We start from the raw sequence: 15125 nt of genomic DNA on the forward strand, positions 1-15125 counted from the left end.
CCCCACCGACGAACGGCTCCTACGCGGATCGACACTCCGCGAGCCGCTTCTCCAGAAACCTTCGCTCCGCTGCGTTCTCGACCAGTTCCAGCGCCCACTCGTACGCGACGGCCGCCTCCGCCGTACGGCCGCTGCGGCGCAGCAGATCGGCGCGGGTGGCGGGCAGCAGGTGATAGTCGGCCAGTTCGCCCGACCGCTCCAGCTCGGCCACCAACTCCAGTCCCGCGTCCGGGTGTTGGGCCATGCCCACGGCCACCGCCCGGTTCAGACGCACCACGGCGGAGGGCACGAAGCGCTCCAACTCGCCGTACAGGCCCGCGATGTCGGCCCAGTCGGTCTCCTCGGCGGTGGGCGCGGTGGTGTGGCAGGCGGCGATGGCGGCCTGGATCTGGTACGGCCCGGGACGGCCCCGGCGCAGCGCGGTCTCCAACAGGGCGGCGCCCTCGTCGACTTCGGCCCGGTCCCACGCCGTACGGTCCTGGTCCTCCAAGGTCACCAGCTCCCCCGCCGCGTCCACGCGCGTGCCACGGCGGGCATCGTGCAGCAGCAACAAGGCCAGCAGGCCCAGCACTTCGGGCTCGTCCGGCATCAGGCGGGCCAGCACACGGGCCAGGCGGATCGCCTCCGCGCACAGGTTCGTCCGCACCAACTCGGCGCCGGACGAGGCCGCGTACCCCTCGTTGAAGAGGAGATAGACGACCCCCAGCACGCCCGTCGTCCGCTCGGGCAGCAGATGCGCGGGCGGCACCCGGTACGGGATACCGGCGTTGCGGATCTTCTTCTTGGCCCGCACGAGCCGTTGCGCCATGGTCGCCTCGGGGACGAGGAAGGCGCGGGCGATCTCCGGCGTGGTCAGGCCCGCGAGCGTGCGCAGGGTCAGCGCGACCCGGGCCTCGATGGGCAGCGCGGGGTGGCAGCAGGTGAAGACCAGCCGCAGCCGGTCGTCCTCGACTCCGCTGTCCTCACCGTCGTACTCCGGGTCGTACGGTCCCTCGTCCCGCCCCAGCACCGCGACCTCCCGCAGTTTCGCCGCCCCGACCGCCTCCCGGCGCAGGACGTCGAGGGCGCGGTTGCGGGCGGTCGTGGTCAGCCAGGCGCCGGGGCGGCGCGGGATTCCGTCGCGCCGCCACCGGTCGAGTGCCTGGGCGAAGGCGTCCTGCGCGCACTCCTCCGCGAGGTCCCAGTCGCCGGTCACCCGGATCAGGGTGGCGACGACCTGGCCCCACTCCTCACGGAAGGCGGCGGCGACCGCCTCCTCGACGTCCGGCACGTTCACTCCCAGACCGGCCGCACCTCGACCGAGCCGCCGGCCAGCGCGGCGGGGTGCCGGGAGGCTAGCGAGATCGCCTCGTCGAGGTCGGCGACCTCGATGATGTCGATACCGGCGACGTACTCCTTCGACTCGACGAACGGCCCGTCGCTGAGCAGGACTTCGTCACCCTGGACGCGCACGGTGGTGGCGTCCGTGGCCGGCCGCAGCCGTGCTCCGCCGCGCATGAGGTCGCGGCTGCGGACCTCGTCGATGTAGGAGGTGAAGCGGGGGTCGTCGGCGATCTCGGCGGGGCTGAGTTCCTCGCCGCCGACGGGGGTGCAGATGAGCAGAACGTACTTCATGACCGCTCCTCGGTCTTGTCGGCCGCGGCCGACACGTGTTCGTGGACGATCTGCCAGCGCAGACCGGCGTTGCGGTAGCCGGTGGTCACGCGCAGTACGTCGTCCAGCGGCCGGCCGTCGGCGAGGGTGCCGCGCAGCCGGACGAGGGCGTTGCCGAAGGCGATGGACTCGTCGACGCGGACGCGGAACTCCAGGACCTCGCGGGTCACCGGACCGGCCACGCTCGCGAACACGCCCTCCATGGCCTTGCGGAAGGCGTCGATCCCCTGCGCTTCCAGGCCGGTGGTGAAGTGGAAGGCCTCCACGTCCGGGGCGTAGCAGGCGACGACGCGGTCCACGTCCCCTTCGCGGGCCGCGTCGGTCAGTTCGGCGTCGAGCGCGCGGATCTCCGCCTCGCCCTCCTCCTCGCCGTCCATCGGCCAGAACGGGCGCACTTCCATCGCGCCGATGGTCGCCACGGGGTGCTTGGCGGCGGCCTCGACGGCCTCCTCCAGGGTGTCGCACTCCAGGATGTCGTATCCGGCGACGTACTCCTTGGTCTCGGCGAACGGCCCGTCCGTGCGCAGCACCTCCCCGCCGCGCACCCGCACCGTGACGGCCTCGGCGGGCTGCGCGAGCCGGTGCCCGTGCAGCCGTACGTTCCGGTCGCCGAGTTCCTCCACCCAAGGTTCTACGGGTGCCATCCCGGAGCCGTCGGCAGTGTCGTCGCCACACACGAGCAGCATGTATTTCATGGGTCCTCCCGGTCCTCGATGAGCTTCCTACACCCCACCGACGAACGCGACCGAGCCGGATCGACACCCCGCGAAGAAAAAACACGCATCCAAAAACCACGCGTCCAAAAACACGGAGAGGCCGGGGCACCGGCCCGACCTCTCCCGTACGACCCGTACGACTTACCTGCTACGCGGTGGCGGCCTGCACCGAAGGCTCCCCCGCCCCCACAACCGCGCGCTCGGTGTTCTTGCGGACCAGCAGCAGGGTGACCACCGCGCCCAGCAGTGAGGCGCAGCCGCAGATCACCACACCGACGGCCATGCCGTGGCCGAGCGCGGTCTGCGCGGCGGCCTTGGCCTGCGCGCTGCCCGCGTTCACGACCGCAAGGGGACCGGCCGCCTTCTCCATGCCCGCGTCGGCCCCGCTGAGCTTGCCGACGAGGGCGGAGGACGCGAGGCTCATCGCGATGGTGGAGATCACGGCCGGGCCAAGGCCCTGCCCGAACTCGCGGACCAGGCTGGTCGCGCCGCTGGCCATGCCGGTCATGTTGATCGGTACGGCGTTCACGGCGGCGGAGGTCAGCGAGGACACCACGCAGATGAAGCCGATGCCGAGCAGCAGCACCGGGCCGATGAAGGCCGCCAGGGAGGTGGTGGTGATGGGCAGCGCGGCGATCCAGAACTGTCCGGCGGCCATGGGCAGCAGCCCGCCCATCAGGAGCCAGCGGGCGTCGATCTTCGTGAGCATCCGGCTGAGCACGGGTGCCAAGAGCAGCGGGATCAACTGCAGGATCACGAACGGCATTCCGGCCCGCAGGGCGCTGAGGTGCATCACCGCGCCGAGGCGGATCGAGACGCAGTAGGCGGTGCCGATGAAGCCGAACATGCCGGCCAGCGCGACGACGGCCGCCGCCGCGAACGACGGGATCTTCAGCAGGTCGAGGTTGAACATCGGCGAGGCCGCGCGGGTCTCCGCGACGACGAACCCGGTGAGTGCGACGGCCGCCAGGGCCAGCGAGCCGACGATCGCCGCGCTGCCCCAGCCTCGGTCGCCGCCCTCGATGATGCCCCAGAGCAGGGCGGTGAGGCCGACGGCGATGGTGATCTGCCCGGGCCAGTCCAGCGCGCGGCCTTCAGGGGCCTTGGAGTCGGTGACGAGCTTCCAGGAGGTGACCGCGACGACGAGACCGAGGACGACCGGCGGCACGAACGCCCAGCGGAAGTCGGCGACCGTGGCGAGGATCCCGGAGGACAGCGGGCCGAGCGCGGAGGCGAGGGAGATGGACAGCGCCCAGGTAGAGACGGCTTTCGCCCGGTCCTTGCCGTCCGGTGTGGCCGCCGCGATGACCGCGAGGGAGCTGGGGAACAGGGCGGCGGCGCCGATGCCGGCCAGGGCCTGCCCGGTCCACATCATGGTGATGTTCTGCGAGGTGGAGTTGAGGAGTTCACCGAGCGCCAGGACGATCCCGCCGAGCACCAACAGCCGCTTGCGTCCGAAGAGATCGCCCACCACACCGAAATTCAGTTCCAGAATCGCGGTGGGGAGAATGAAGGCCGAGGTGACCCAGGCTACTTGGGAACCCGATGCGCCGAATGCGGCCTGAATTTCTCCGTTGATGGGCGAGGGAACGGTAATGCACAACTGTGCCGCCGCGACCGCGAGACAGCATGCTATGAGTGTTCCGGGGTCCAGTCTTTTCAAGGAGGTCGAATCCGTCATCGTGCGTGCCCTCACTCTGCGTTTTTCTCTATGAGTTCGATGAGATTTCCCTCGGGGTCACTGACCCAGGCCATGCGCACTCCGGGCTCGGGGGACGGACCGGGTGCCATGACCTCGCCCGCGCCATGGGCCATCAACGCGCCGTGGACGGGGTCGAGTTCGGGGGTGGTGACCGCGAAGTGCCCGTATCCCTCGGTGAGGGCGGCGGTCAGCGGGTCCGGCGCGCGAAGGCCGGGGGCGGAACCGGGTCTGGCGAGCAACTCGATCCGCCAGCCCCGCGGATGCTCCAGGACGACACCGCGCAGACCGGGCCCTTCGAGGTGGAACTCGAAGACGGTCTTGAGCCCGAACGCGCCCTGGTACCAGGCGACTTGTGCCGCCAGATCCCTTACGTTGACGCCCACATGGTCGAGTCGGGTGGTCACGGCGGCTCAGCCCGCCATCGCGCTGTCGCCGCCGTCGACCATGAGGTTGGCGCCGTTGACGAAGGCCGCCTCGTCGGAGCAGAGAAAGGCGGCGACCCGTGCGATGTCCTCGGGCTGCCCCACCCGCCCGACCGGGATACGCGCCTCCAACTGGGCCTTGGGGCCTGCCGGATCGTCGAGGAAGGGCGCGGTGGCGGAGGTGCGGGTCATGCCGGGCGCGATGGTGTTGACCCGGATGCGGTGCGGGGCGCCGGCCGCGCACAGGTGCAGGCTCATCGCCAACACCCCACCTTTGGCGGCCCCGTGGGGCACCATCGGCATGAACGGCGCCCCGCGTACGGCGGCCACGGACGCCACGTTGAGAACGGCCCCGCCACCGCGTGAGATCAGATGCGGCCAGGCGGCCTGGGTGCAGAAGTAGGGGATGTCCAGCTCGTTCTTGATGGTGAAGTACCAGTCCTCGGCGGGCATCGTCCCGAACGGGCCGTTCCGCAGCGCGGAGGCGTTGTTGTAGAGGATGTCGATCCCACCGAAGGCCGCGATCCCGGCCTCGATCCACTCCCGGGCGCCGTCTTCGGTGGACAGATCCACGGGTGCGAGGGACCGCATGATTCCGCCGCCCTTTTCGACGAGTTCCACGGTCTCGGCCGCGCTGTCCACGTCGATGTCACAACCGAAGACTTCAGCACCCTCCGCAGCGAATACCAGTGCCGCGGCCCGCCCTATTCCAGCCCCCGTTCCACTGATGAAAGCGATTTTCCCGGCCAGTCGACCCATGATTGCCAAGTCCCTTGTCCCGTGCCGCCGTGGTGCGGTGGTGGCAGCGTAGGTACGGCCATTGGCGAGAACAAGAAATGGGTCAACGAAGGGCCATCGGGGGTTCGTATGGCTGGTATGAGGCGGGAAGCCGGAAACTCCTCACAGGTTCACGGCAGGATGTCCCCATGAGCACCGACGACCAGTCCCGGCTGATGCGCGCCAACCAGGCGAACTGGGACGCCCGCACCCCCGTCCACCTCGCCAGCCGCTTCTACGGCCTCGACGGCGACCCGGACCCGGCCCGCTGGTTCGCCGCCTTCGAGTGGGACGACCTCGGCGAGCTGACCGGCCGTGACGTGCTCCACCTCCAGTGTCACCTCGGCACCGAGACCCTCGCGTTCGCACAGCGCGGGGCGCGTGCCACGGGCCTCGACTTCTCCGAGGCGTCCGTCGCGGCCGCGAACGACATCGCGGCGAAGGCGGGCCTCGACGTCGACTACGTACAGGCGAACGTGTACGACGCCGTAGCGGCCCTGGGACAACGGCAGTTCGACGTCGTGTACACCGGCAAGGGTGCCCTGTGCTACCTGCCCGACCTACCACGCTGGGCGGACACGGTCGCCCAACTCCTGCGCCCCGGCGGCCTGTTGTACATCGTCGAGTTCCACCCCCTGCTCAACTCCCTCGGCCCGAAGCCGGCTCCGGGCGAAGGACCGGAACTCCTGCTGCGCCACGACTACCTGGGCGGCGGGGGCCCGGTGCACCGGGACGCGACGTTCACGTACACCGACGGCCCGGCTGTGGCGGGCGCGACCGACAGCTACGAGTGGATGCACGGAATAGACGAAGTCATCAACGCGTTGACGACAGCGGGACTGAACATCCGGCACCTTCGCGAGAGCGACGAACTGCCGTGGCCGCGCTGGCCGCAGATGGTCCGGACCGAGACCGGCTGGTGGTGCCTGCCCGAGCCCCGGATCCCCCTCCTGTACGGCCTCCTGGCAAGTCGCTGAGCCCTACGTCACACCCAGAACCGCACCGGGTGTGCTACGGTGCGGTCAGCACTTGTGTACGCCCCGTTGTGGGCGCCGGTGCAGATCTGATTTCACCTTCGCCGAACAGCCCGTCGATCTCCGACCGGCACACCGGCTTCTCCACACCACTTCGTGACCGGCGTCTTTCCGCCGTACCCGAGGTGATGTTCCCCGCCGCCCCGAGGAGCGCCAGTTCGCCCTCCGCCCGCGGCTTCTCCCCCTTCCTTCCGCATGACACACCACAAGCACATGCACTCGTCCTTGAAAGGACCACCCATCATGACCACCACACTTGAACCCCCAGTACAGGAACAGCCCCGCATCCAGACCGCCACCGGCGTCCTCGACATCGACGGCAACGGGAAGGGGCACCTGCGGGCGCTGAACTGCCAGTCCTCGCCCACCGACCTCCAGGTCTCCCCCGCGCTGATCCGCCGTCACGGCCTGCGCAAGGGCGACCTCGTGGAAGGCGTCCGCGGCGGCCAACGCGCCCTGACCGAGGTCGCGTTCGTCAACGGGCACACGCCCGCCGAACTGCGCGGCCGACGCCACTTCCGCGACCTCACCCCGCTGCACCCGCGTGAGCGGCTGCACCTCGAACACCCGGCGGCCGGCCTGACCGGACGCGTCGCCGACCTGATCGCCCCCGTCGGCAAGGGCCAGCGCGGCCTGATCGTGGCCCCGCCCAAAACCGGCAAGACCGTACTGCTCCAGCAGATCGCGGCGGCCGTAGCCGGAAACCACCCCGAGGCCCGCCTCATGGTGGTCCTGCTCGACGAACGCCCCGAGGAGGTCACCGACATGCGGCGCTCCGTGCGCGGCGAGGTGTACGCCTCCACCTTCGACAAGGCCCCCAAGCAGCACATCGCGCTGGCCGAGCTCGTGATCGAACGGGCCAAGCGGCTCGTCGAGGCGGGCGAGGACGTAGTGATCCTCCTCGACTCACTGACCCGGCTGTGCCGGGCGCACAACAACGCGGCGGCCTCCGGTGGCCGCACCCTCAGCGGCGGCGTCGACTCGACCGCGCTGATCGGCCCGAAGAAGTTCTTCGGCGCCGCCCGCCTGGCCGAGGAGGGCGGCTCCCTCACCATCCTCGCCACCGCCCTGGTGGAGACCGGCTCCCTCGCCGACAACGTCTACTTCGAGGAACTCAAGAGCACCGGCAACATGGAACTCCGCCTCAGCCGCGACCTGGCCTCCCGCCGAATCTTCCCGGCCATCGAGATCACCCCGTCCGGCACCCGCCGAGAGGAACTCCTCCTCACCCAGGCCGAGTTGACGGCGGTACGGGGCCTGCGCCGAGTCCTCCAGAACAGGGACGCCCAGGGCAGCCTGGAAACCCTGCTGGAGCGGATGCGAGAAACCCCGGACAACGCAACGTTCCTACGCCAAATCCAGCCCACGCTGCCTTCAAACTGACGGGGCCGGTCACGCCTTAAGGGGCGCGGGGAACTGCGCGACCAGCCCCCACCGGCCGTCAGACGAATCACTAGCGCATCCGGGTACTGACTCACCCTGCACGGCCCAGCCAACACCCTCTACGGCCCCGCCGTTTCTACGTTTGCGGTATGACAATCGGATTCCCACCCCGGATCACCGTGCCGGCCTGCGCCCTCTGCCTCGCGGGCGTCCTCGCGTTCACCCCGGTCGCGGCGGCAGCAAACACCGGGTCGGATCCCGGCACAGCGGCACCACCCCCCGCGCTCCTGAACCGCCCCGACACCCAGGTCCGCCCACACCCCGGCACACCCCAGGTCCCAGACATCTCCGCCCTGTCATGGCTGGTCGCAGACACCCACACCGGCGAGGTCCTCGCCGCCCACAACGCCCACCGCAAACTCCCACCCGCCAGCACCCTGAAGACACTGTTCGCGCTGACTGTCCTCCCCGTCCTCCCCGGCGGCATCCAACACCGCGTCAGCGAGCAGGACCTGTCCGGCATCGGCGAGGGCAGCAGCCTGGTCGGGGTCGAGGAGGGCCACACCTACCGCGTCGCAGACCTGTGGCGCGGGGTCTTCCTCAACTCCGGAAACGACGCCGTGCACGTCCTGGCCGCCCTCAACGGCGGCTGGGACACCACGGCCACCCGGATGCAGGCCAAGGCACGGGCCCTCGGCGCGCTCGACACCCATGTCATCTCGCCGGACGGTTACGACACCGACGGCCAGGTGTCCTCCGCCTTCGACCTCGCGGTGTTCGGCCGGGCCGGACTGCGCAACGCGGACTTCGCTCGCTACTGCTCAACTGCCGAGGCCCAGTTCCCGGGCGAGGGTTCGTCGTACGGGATCCAGAACACCAACCGCCTACTGACCGGCAACGACGGCGTGGAGCCGTATCCGGGGCTCATCGGCGTCAAGAACGGCTACACCACGCACGCCGGCAACACCCTTGTCGCGGCGGCGCGTCGGGGTGGGCGCTCGCTCGTCGTGACCGTGATGAACCCTCAGGCGGGCGGCGGCTTCACCGTGTACGAGGAGGCGCGCGAGCTGCTCGACTGGGGGTTCGCGGCAGCCGGGCGGGTCGATCCGGTGGGGTCGCTGGACGCGTTGCGGGCCGGGCCGAGGCCGGGTCCCGCGGCCGTACCGGTGGCCGCGGCGGCCGTAGCGGACGAGGGTCCGGGCTGGGCCGAGACCGCCGCGATCGTGGCCGCCGCGGTGCTGGGCGCGGGCGCGGTGGTGGCCGCGATGCGGTTCAAGATCAGGCGGCTCCCGCCGGTCTGACCCGTCGGCAGCCACAGCAGCAGGCCGAGTGTGACCCAGGTGTACGTGTTGCTGCCGAGGAAGCCGTCGATGCCCGAGGAGTCGTCGAACCACAGCCACACCACACTCGTGCACATCACCGCGTAGAGGGCGCCCGCGATCCGCGGGTGCCCGGCGCGGACGAGTACGGCGAAGGCCGGCAGCAGCCACACGAGGTGGTGCACCCAGGTGATCGGGCTGATCAGACACGCGGTCAGCCCGGTCAGCGCGAACGCGGCCGTCCAGTCCCCGACGACGATCGCACGGCGCGCTCGCACCACCCACACGGCCAGTACAAGCACGACGACCGTCGCCCACAGCGGGCGGCCCGTCTCGCCGAGCCGGGCCAGGACGCCTTGCAGGGACTGGTTGGAGACGTAGTCGAGGCGGCCCACCCGGGTCGTGTCCCACAACGCGTCGGTCCAGTAGAACTTCGACGCGTCCGGGACCACCAACGCCGCGAGCCCGGTCGCCCCGAGCGCCACAGCCGTCGCCACCGCGGCGGCTTTCCAGCGTCTGGCCAGCAGCAACAGGGCGATGAACAGCGCCGGCGTGAGCTTGATCGCCGCCGCGAGGCCGATGCCGACGCCCGCCCAGCGGCCCCTCCCGGTGGACAGGAGCCAGCCGTCGCCGAGGACGAGGGCCAGCAGCAGGATGTTCACCTGCCCGAAGCTGAAGGTGTCGCGCAACGGCTCGAACAGCGCCAGCCCGCAGGCCACCAGCGCCCACCCGAACCAGCCGTAGCGCCGCCACCCGGGCCCGGCCAGGATCCGAAGGACTACGCCGAGAGCCGCCAGGTTGAGCACCAGCGCGCCGACGATCGCGGTGCCGAGACCGACGTACGCCATCGGGGCCATGCTGACGGCGGCGAACGGCGGGTAGGTGAAGCCGTACGTCGTCCCCGGCACCTGGTAGTCGTAGATCCGGCCGCCGTGGTGGAGCCAGGTGTGGACAGTGCCGTAGTAGACGCGCAGGTCGAACCAGTCGCGGAGCAGGGGGACGGTGGCCGTGAAGACGGTGACGGTCGCGGCGAGGGTCAGTACCAGGAGGAGTCGGCCGCGGTCGGTGTGGAGTGTTCTCATGCCGTACGTCCCAGGGCCGGGGCCTCGGCCGCCTGGCGGGCCTGCCAGAGGACGACGATCGCGAGGACACCGCCGGAGACGGCCAGCACGAGTTGTCCGATGTCGGCGGGGCCGCCGCTCGGGAGGACGGCGAGGGCGAGGACTCCCGTGACGGCGGCCACCCGGTGTCGTACGGACGTGCTCGGCGCGGCGGCGGCGATGAGAAAGAGGCCCCACAGGGCGTACCAGGGGCGGATCGCCGGGCCGAAGGCGGCGACGACCGCGAGGCTCAGGCCGAGGGCGTAGACCGGGCTGGGGCGCAGGCGGAACCATATGGCGAGGATGGCCGCGCCGGTGACCGCGAGTCCGAGGGCGTGCCAGGCCGGGACGGCGAAGGGCGCGAGATCGCTGCCGAGGTGTTTCAGCAGGGCGCCGGTGGCACGGCCGAGGAGGCTGGTGAGGGCCCAGTTGTGCGCCGAGACGGGTGTGTCGAGGGCGCCTATCCAGCCGTAGCCCGTGCCCGCGACGGCGGTTGCCGCAACCGTGGTGGCGGCGGACGCGACGACGGTCGTCGTGACGGCCTTCGCCGGGCGATGGCCCGCGCGGATCTGGAGCAGCACGACCGCGGCGAGACCGAGCGCGGCCGGTGCCTTGACCAGAGCGGCGAGCGTGACGAGTACGGCGCCCAGGATCGGCCAGCGGCCCAGGGCGGCGACCAGGCCGATGCCGAGCAGGCCGAGCATGATCGCGTCGTTGTGGGCGCCCGCGACGAGATGGAGCAGGACGAGCGGGTTGAGGGCGCCGAGCCAGAGCGCGGCGGCCGGGTCGGCGCCGCTGTGCCGGGCGAGCCGGGGCAGCGCGGCGGCCATCAGGCCCACTCCGAGGAGGGCGACGAGCCGCATCCCGAAGAGCCCGGCGGGGAGTTCGCCGCGGGTCAGTCCGGAGAGCGCCGAGGCCATCGCGAGGAACACCGGGCCGTACGGCGCGCCGGTGTGCTGCCACAGCGGGGCGACCTCGTCGGCGAGGGGACCGCCGAGCGCGGCGGGGCCGTGCGCGTAGACGTCCATGTGGGCGTCGACCATGGCGCCCTGCGCGAGGTAGCTGTACACGTCCCGGCTGAACAGCGGCGGCGCGAGCAGCAGCGGGGCCGCCCACACGGCGAGGACCAGGAACAGGGAGCGCGGGGTGGGCGGTTCGGCGCTGCGGACCAGCTTGCCCAGCAGCAGCCACGCCGCTATCAGCAGGACGACACCGAAGTAGACCCCGACCAGCCCGAGCGCCGCCTGCGCGGAGGCCGGCGAGAAGAGGTCCGCGGCCGGGAGCGCTCCGGCCGTCTCACCGCCCAGGGCGAGCACGGCGGTACCGGCCAGGCCGAGTACCTGGCAGCGGCGGAGATCGACGGGAAAAGCCATGGCCAACACTCGGTCAGCGTGTCAACGCCGGATGGCGGGAAAGCGACGTGCCGCTCTCCGGACGGCGGCCTGCGCGTGACCTCCGTGTGATCGGGCCTCGGTACCGATGAATTCGAGGTGCGGTCAGAACACCGAGACCCCGGTGAGTGTCGTGAAGCGGTCCAGGGCGGCGACCCCGGCGACCGAGTTCCCCCGTTCGTCGAGTCCCGGGCTCCATACGGCGAGGGTGCAGCGGCCGGGGACGATCGCGATGATGCCGCCGCCCACTCCGCTCTTGCCGGGCAGGCCCACCCGGTAGGCGAACTCGCCCGCCGCGTCGTACGTCCCGCACGTCAGCATCACGGCGTTGACCTGCTTGGCCTGGGTGAGGGTGAGCAGCCGGGAGCCGTCGGCGCGGCTGCCGTGCCGGGCCAGGAAACCGGCGGCGAGGGCGAGATCGGCGCAGGACGCCATGACCGAGCACTGCCGGAAGTACTGGTCGAGGAGGACGGGCACCTCGTTGTCGATGTTGCCGTAGGACTTCATGAAGTGGGCGAGGGCCGCGTTGCGGTCGCCGTGCGCGGACTCGGAGGCGGCGACTTCCTTGTCGAAGTCGAGGGACGGGTTCCCGCTCTCCGCACGCAGGAAGGCCAACAGCTCTCCGGCCGCGTCTCCGGTACGGGTCTGGAGCCGGTCGGTGACGACGAGCGCGCCCGCGTTGATGAACGGGTTGCGCGGGATGCCGCTCTCGTACTCCAGCTGGACAAGGGAGTTGAAGGGGTTGCCGGAGGGCTCGCGGCCCACGTGCTCCCACAGTTCGTCGCCCTCGCGGGCCAGGTCGAGGGCGAGGGTGAAGACCTTGGTGATGGACTGCGTGGAGAACGGCTGCCGCCAGTCCCCCACGCCGTACACCGTGCCGTCCAGCTCCGCCACGGCCATGCCGAAGCGGCGCGGGTCGCAGGCCGCGAGCGCCGGGATGTAGTCGGCGGCCCGGCCACGGCCGGGCATCCGCTCTATCTCACCGGCGATGCGCTCCAGGACCGGCTGGAAGGTCATCGATGGGGACATGATCACCATTGTGCCTCCGGGCGGGTCCTGGTGCGCGTGGGCGGATCAGACGGCTACGGGTCCGCTGCCGGCCAGGACCTCGGGCCGCAGCAGGGCGGCGAGTGTCTCGGCGGGCAACAGGCCCTTCTCCAGGACGAGTTCGGCCACACCCCGGCCGGTGGCGAGGGCCTCCTTGGCGATGTCGGTGGCGGCCGTGTACCCGATGTGCGGGTTGAGCGCGGTCACCAGGCCGATGGAGTTCTCGACGCTCGCGCGCAGCGCCTCGGTGTTGGCGGTGATGCCGTCCACGCACCGCTCGGCGAGCGTGAGGCAGGCAGCCCGCAGATGCGTGATGCTCTCCGACAGCGAGTGCAGGATGATCGGCTCGAACGCGTTGAGCTGGAGCTGTCCGGCCTCGGCGGCCATCGTGATGGTGACGTCGTTGCCGATCACCTCGAAGGCGACCTGGTTGACGACCTCGGGGATCACCGGGTTGACCTTGCCCGGCATGATGCTCGAACCGGCCTGCACCGGCGGCAGGTTGATCTCCCCGAGCCCCGCACGCGGCCCCGAGGACAACAGCCGCAGGTCGTTGCAGCTCTTGGAGAGCTTGACCGCAACGCGCTTGAGCACACCCGACATCTGCACGAACGCCCCGCAGTCCTGCGTGGCCTCGACCAGGTTGGCCGCCGTCACCAACGGCAGCCCGGTGATCTCCGAGAGATGCCGCCGAGCCGACTCCGCATACCCGGCAGGCGCGTTGAGCCCGGTCCCGATGGCCGTGGCCCCCAGATTGATCTCATGGATCAACTGGACAGCCTCGTCAAGACGTTGACGATCCTCGTCAATCATGACCGCATACGCCGAGAACTCTTGACCGAGCGTCATCGGCACCGCGTCCTGCAACTGTGTACGGCCCATCTTGAGCACGTCACGAAACTCAACAGCCTTACGGGCGAAGGCGTCCTGCAGTACAGACATTGACGCGATCAACCCATGTACGGCAAAGACGGTCGCTATCTTGACGGCGGTCGGATACACGTCATTGGTTGACTGACCGAGGTTGACGTCCTCGTTCGGATGCAGGTACTGATACTCACCCTTGCCATGCCCCAGCAACTCCAACGCCCGGTTCGCGACAACCTCGTTGGCGTTCATGTTGGTCGAGGTACCGGCCCCACCCTGGACGACGTCCACGACGAACTGGTCGTGCAGCTTCCCGTCCCGAATCTCCTGGCAGGCGGCGACAATCGCGGCCGTCTTCTCCGCCGAGAGCAGCCCCAACTCCTCATTGGCGAGAGCGGCGGCTTCCTTCACGGCGGCAAGAGCATTGATCAAGTGCGGGTAGATGGAGATCGGCGTCCCGGTGATAGGGAAGTTCTCCGTGGCCCGCAGGGTGTGAACACCCCAGTAGGCATCACCGGGTACATCCCGATCCCCGAGCAGATCATGTTCGCGACGGGTAATGGCAGACATGGGTCCCTCTTCCAACAGCGTTCAGGTGTTTTTTAGGGGCGCGGGGCTGTGTCGATATGCGGCTCCGCCGCGCGGGCGCGACCAGCCACAACGGACCCGCAGCGACCCAACAACCGATCTAGGCACACGCAGAAAACGGCAACACCGGGTCCAAAGCCCGCACAGGCCGAACACACCCCACCGGCTCGCCACCACCGAGCAACGGCTCCCCCGCAAACTCTGTGAGCAGCCCCTCCTCAACCCCGGCCCGAACAAGCGCAGCCGCAGCGACAGGCACTCGCGCCCGATTGGCCCCGTCCGACACCTTCACAGCAACAGCCCGCCCATCAGGCAACGCAGCAACCTGAACCCCTTCGAACCCGTCCTTGGCCAACAGCCCAGGAACGGCCCGCATCAACGCAGCCACATCCCGCCCCGCCCCGGACGCCATCTCCGCATAGTCCCGCATCGCATCAGCAACCCGCGCCTCAGGCGTACCCGGCGCCGCACTCACGATCCGTGATACACCCCGCGCAAGCCCATGCAGGGAGATGGAGAACAAAGGGGCCCCGCACCCATCCACACTCACCCGAGCGATCCGCTGCCCGGTGAGATCCTCGACGATCTCCGCGATGGCCTGCTGAAGCGGATGCTCAGGAGAGAGATAGTCGTCCAGGGACCACCCGTTGAGCTTCGACACGTAGAGCATCGCCGCATGCTTCCCGGAACAGTTCTGCGCAAGCCGGGACGGCGCCCGCCCCTCCCGCACCCAGGCATCCCGCACGACGGGATCGAACGGCAGGTCAGGAACGTTGCGCAGCGACTCCTCCGTGAGCCCGGCGAGTTCGAGGATCCGCCGAGCCCCGGCGAGGTGACGCTCCTCGCCGGAGTGACTCGCGGCGGCGAGCGAGAGCAGCTCACCGTCGAGCGGCAACCCGGCCCGCACCATGGCGACGGCCTGCACCGGCTTGATCGCCGAGCGCGGATAGAACGCCGCCTCGATGTCGCCGATCTGGAGCTGGACCTGGCCGTCGGCATCGAGGACGACGACGGAACCGTAGTGGATGCCCTCGATCATTCCGCCGCGTATGAGGTGGGCGACGGGTGCGTGGAGGGGTTCACGGATGAGGGGTGGGTCCGCGAGGGAACTGCTGTACATCATTGC

At 70.0% G+C, this 15125-nt stretch carries 13 protein-coding genes and 1 pseudogene; 3 read left to right on the forward strand and 11 right to left on the reverse strand.

All coding sequences use genetic code 11. The annotated features are described in order from the left end of the window. Positions 1-19: 19 nt before the first annotated feature. The 6 genes from SPR02S_RS16030 to SPR02S_RS16055 all read right to left on the reverse strand — a co-directional run bounded on the left by SPR02S_RS16030 (position 20) and on the right by SPR02S_RS16055 (position 5252). A complete protein-coding gene (locus SPR02S_RS16030) occupies positions 20-1276 on the reverse strand; it encodes an RNA polymerase sigma factor (RefSeq protein WP_019057994.1) in 1257 nt (418 codons plus the stop codon). Then, entirely contained in the window at positions 1273-1614 is a 342-nt protein-coding gene (locus SPR02S_RS16035) for a YciI family protein (protein ID WP_019057995.1), read from the reverse strand. Before SPR02S_RS16035 ends, SPR02S_RS16030 begins: the two co-directional genes overlap by 4 nt. Further along, positions 1611-2348 carry a nuclear transport factor 2 family protein gene (locus tag SPR02S_RS16040; protein WP_026150584.1) on the reverse strand — a complete coding sequence of 246 codons (738 nt, stop codon included), beginning with the start codon at positions 2346-2348 and terminating at the stop codon, positions 1611-1613. The genes SPR02S_RS16035 and SPR02S_RS16040 overlap by 4 nt, the downstream gene beginning before the upstream one ends. A gap of 169 nt (positions 2349-2517) precedes the next feature. After that, positions 2518-4050 carry an MFS transporter gene (locus SPR02S_RS16045; protein ID WP_026150585.1) on the reverse strand — a complete coding sequence of 511 codons (1533 nt, stop codon included), beginning with the start codon at positions 4048-4050 and terminating at the stop codon, positions 2518-2520. An 11-nt stretch (positions 4051-4061) separates the two neighbouring features. Beyond that, complete coding sequence (locus SPR02S_RS16050; protein WP_019057998.1) at positions 4062-4475, reverse strand: VOC family protein; 414 nt, start codon at positions 4473-4475, stop codon at positions 4062-4064. A 6-nt stretch (positions 4476-4481) separates the two neighbouring features. Further along, entirely contained in the window at positions 4482-5252 is a 771-nt protein-coding gene (locus tag SPR02S_RS16055) for an SDR family NAD(P)-dependent oxidoreductase (protein ID WP_078622911.1), read from the reverse strand. 167 nt (positions 5253-5419) lie between these two features. On the opposite strand from SPR02S_RS16055, the gene SPR02S_RS16060 reads away from it, so the two are divergent. The 3 genes and pseudogenes from SPR02S_RS16060 to SPR02S_RS60210 form a co-directional block, all read left to right on the forward strand. Next, on the forward strand, positions 5420-6247 hold the full coding sequence (locus SPR02S_RS16060) for a class I SAM-dependent methyltransferase (RefSeq protein ID WP_019058000.1): 828 nt from the start codon (positions 5420-5422) through the stop codon (positions 6245-6247). Between the two features lie 300 nt (positions 6248-6547). Next, positions 6548-7687: a transcription termination factor Rho gene (gene rho / locus SPR02S_RS16065; RefSeq protein WP_019058001.1), complete on the forward strand. Its 1140-nt coding sequence runs from the start codon at positions 6548-6550 to the stop codon at positions 7685-7687. Between the two features lie 149 nt (positions 7688-7836). Continuing rightward, positions 7837-8652 (forward strand): annotated as a pseudogene (locus SPR02S_RS60210) (D-alanyl-D-alanine carboxypeptidase family protein); the annotation flags it as partial. Between the two features lie 59 nt (positions 8653-8711). Here SPR02S_RS60210 and SPR02S_RS65965 read toward each other — a convergent pair. The 5 genes from SPR02S_RS65965 to SPR02S_RS16095 all read right to left on the reverse strand — a co-directional run bounded on the left by SPR02S_RS65965 (position 8712) and on the right by SPR02S_RS16095 (position 15119). Then, complete coding sequence (locus SPR02S_RS65965; RefSeq protein WP_019058003.1) at positions 8712-10088, reverse strand: glycosyltransferase 87 family protein; 1377 nt, start codon at positions 10086-10088, stop codon at positions 8712-8714. Beyond that, positions 10085-11479, reverse strand: a complete 1395-nt coding sequence (mptB, locus tag SPR02S_RS16080; protein WP_019058004.1) for a polyprenol phosphomannose-dependent alpha 1,6 mannosyltransferase MptB — start codon at positions 11477-11479, stop codon at positions 10085-10087. The genes SPR02S_RS65965 and mptB overlap by 4 nt, the downstream gene beginning before the upstream one ends. A gap of 123 nt (positions 11480-11602) precedes the next feature. After that, positions 11603-12535: a glutaminase gene (locus SPR02S_RS16085; protein ID WP_019058005.1), complete on the reverse strand. Its 933-nt coding sequence runs from the start codon at positions 12533-12535 to the stop codon at positions 11603-11605. Between the two features lie 36 nt (positions 12536-12571). After that, positions 12572-13981 (reverse strand): aspartate ammonia-lyase, encoded by a 1410-nt coding sequence (aspA, locus tag SPR02S_RS16090; RefSeq protein ID WP_019058006.1) that lies wholly within the window; start codon positions 13979-13981, stop codon positions 12572-12574. Between the two features lie 118 nt (positions 13982-14099). After that, positions 14100-15119, reverse strand: a complete 1020-nt coding sequence (locus tag SPR02S_RS16095; RefSeq protein WP_026150588.1) for an asparaginase — start codon at positions 15117-15119, stop codon at positions 14100-14102. Between the last annotated feature and the right edge of the window lie 6 nt (positions 15120-15125).

Origin of the sequence: Streptomyces prunicolor NBRC 13075 (assembly GCF_000367365.1) — a bacterium.
Classification (GTDB): Bacteria; Actinomycetota; Actinomycetes; order Streptomycetales; family Streptomycetaceae; genus Streptomyces; species Streptomyces prunicolor.

Bases quoted from the DNA above. Each gene is read 5' to 3' on its own strand.
- SPR02S_RS65965 (WP_019058003.1), bottom strand. From the start codon at position 10,088: ATGAGAACACTCCACACCGACCGCGGCCGACTCCTCCTGGTACTGACC.
- SPR02S_RS16060 (WP_019058000.1), top strand. From the start codon at position 5,420: ATGAGCACCGACGACCAGTCCCGGCTGATGCGCGCCAACCAGGCGAAC.
- SPR02S_RS16055 (WP_078622911.1), bottom strand. From the start codon at position 5,252: ATGGGTCGACTGGCCGGGAAAATCGCTTTCATCAGTGGAACGGGGGCT.
- aspA (WP_019058006.1), bottom strand. From the start codon at position 13,981: ATGTCTGCCATTACCCGTCGCGAACATGATCTGCTCGGGGATCGGGAT.
- SPR02S_RS16045 (WP_026150585.1), bottom strand. From the start codon at position 4,050: ATGACGGATTCGACCTCCTTGAAAAGACTGGACCCCGGAACACTCATA.
- SPR02S_RS16095 (WP_026150588.1), bottom strand. From the start codon at position 15,119: ATGTACAGCAGTTCCCTCGCGGACCCACCCCTCATCCGTGAACCCCTC.
- mptB (WP_019058004.1), bottom strand. From the start codon at position 11,479: ATGGCTTTTCCCGTCGATCTCCGCCGCTGCCAGGTACTCGGCCTGGCC.
- rho (WP_019058001.1), top strand. From the start codon at position 6,548: ATGACCACCACACTTGAACCCCCAGTACAGGAACAGCCCCGCATCCAG.
- SPR02S_RS16040 (WP_026150584.1), bottom strand. From the start codon at position 2,348: ATGAAATACATGCTGCTCGTGTGTGGCGACGACACTGCCGACGGCTCC.
- SPR02S_RS16035 (WP_019057995.1), bottom strand. From the start codon at position 1,614: ATGAAGTACGTTCTGCTCATCTGCACCCCCGTCGGCGGCGAGGAACTC.
- SPR02S_RS16085 (WP_019058005.1), bottom strand. From the start codon at position 12,535: ATGGTGATCATGTCCCCATCGATGACCTTCCAGCCGGTCCTGGAGCGC.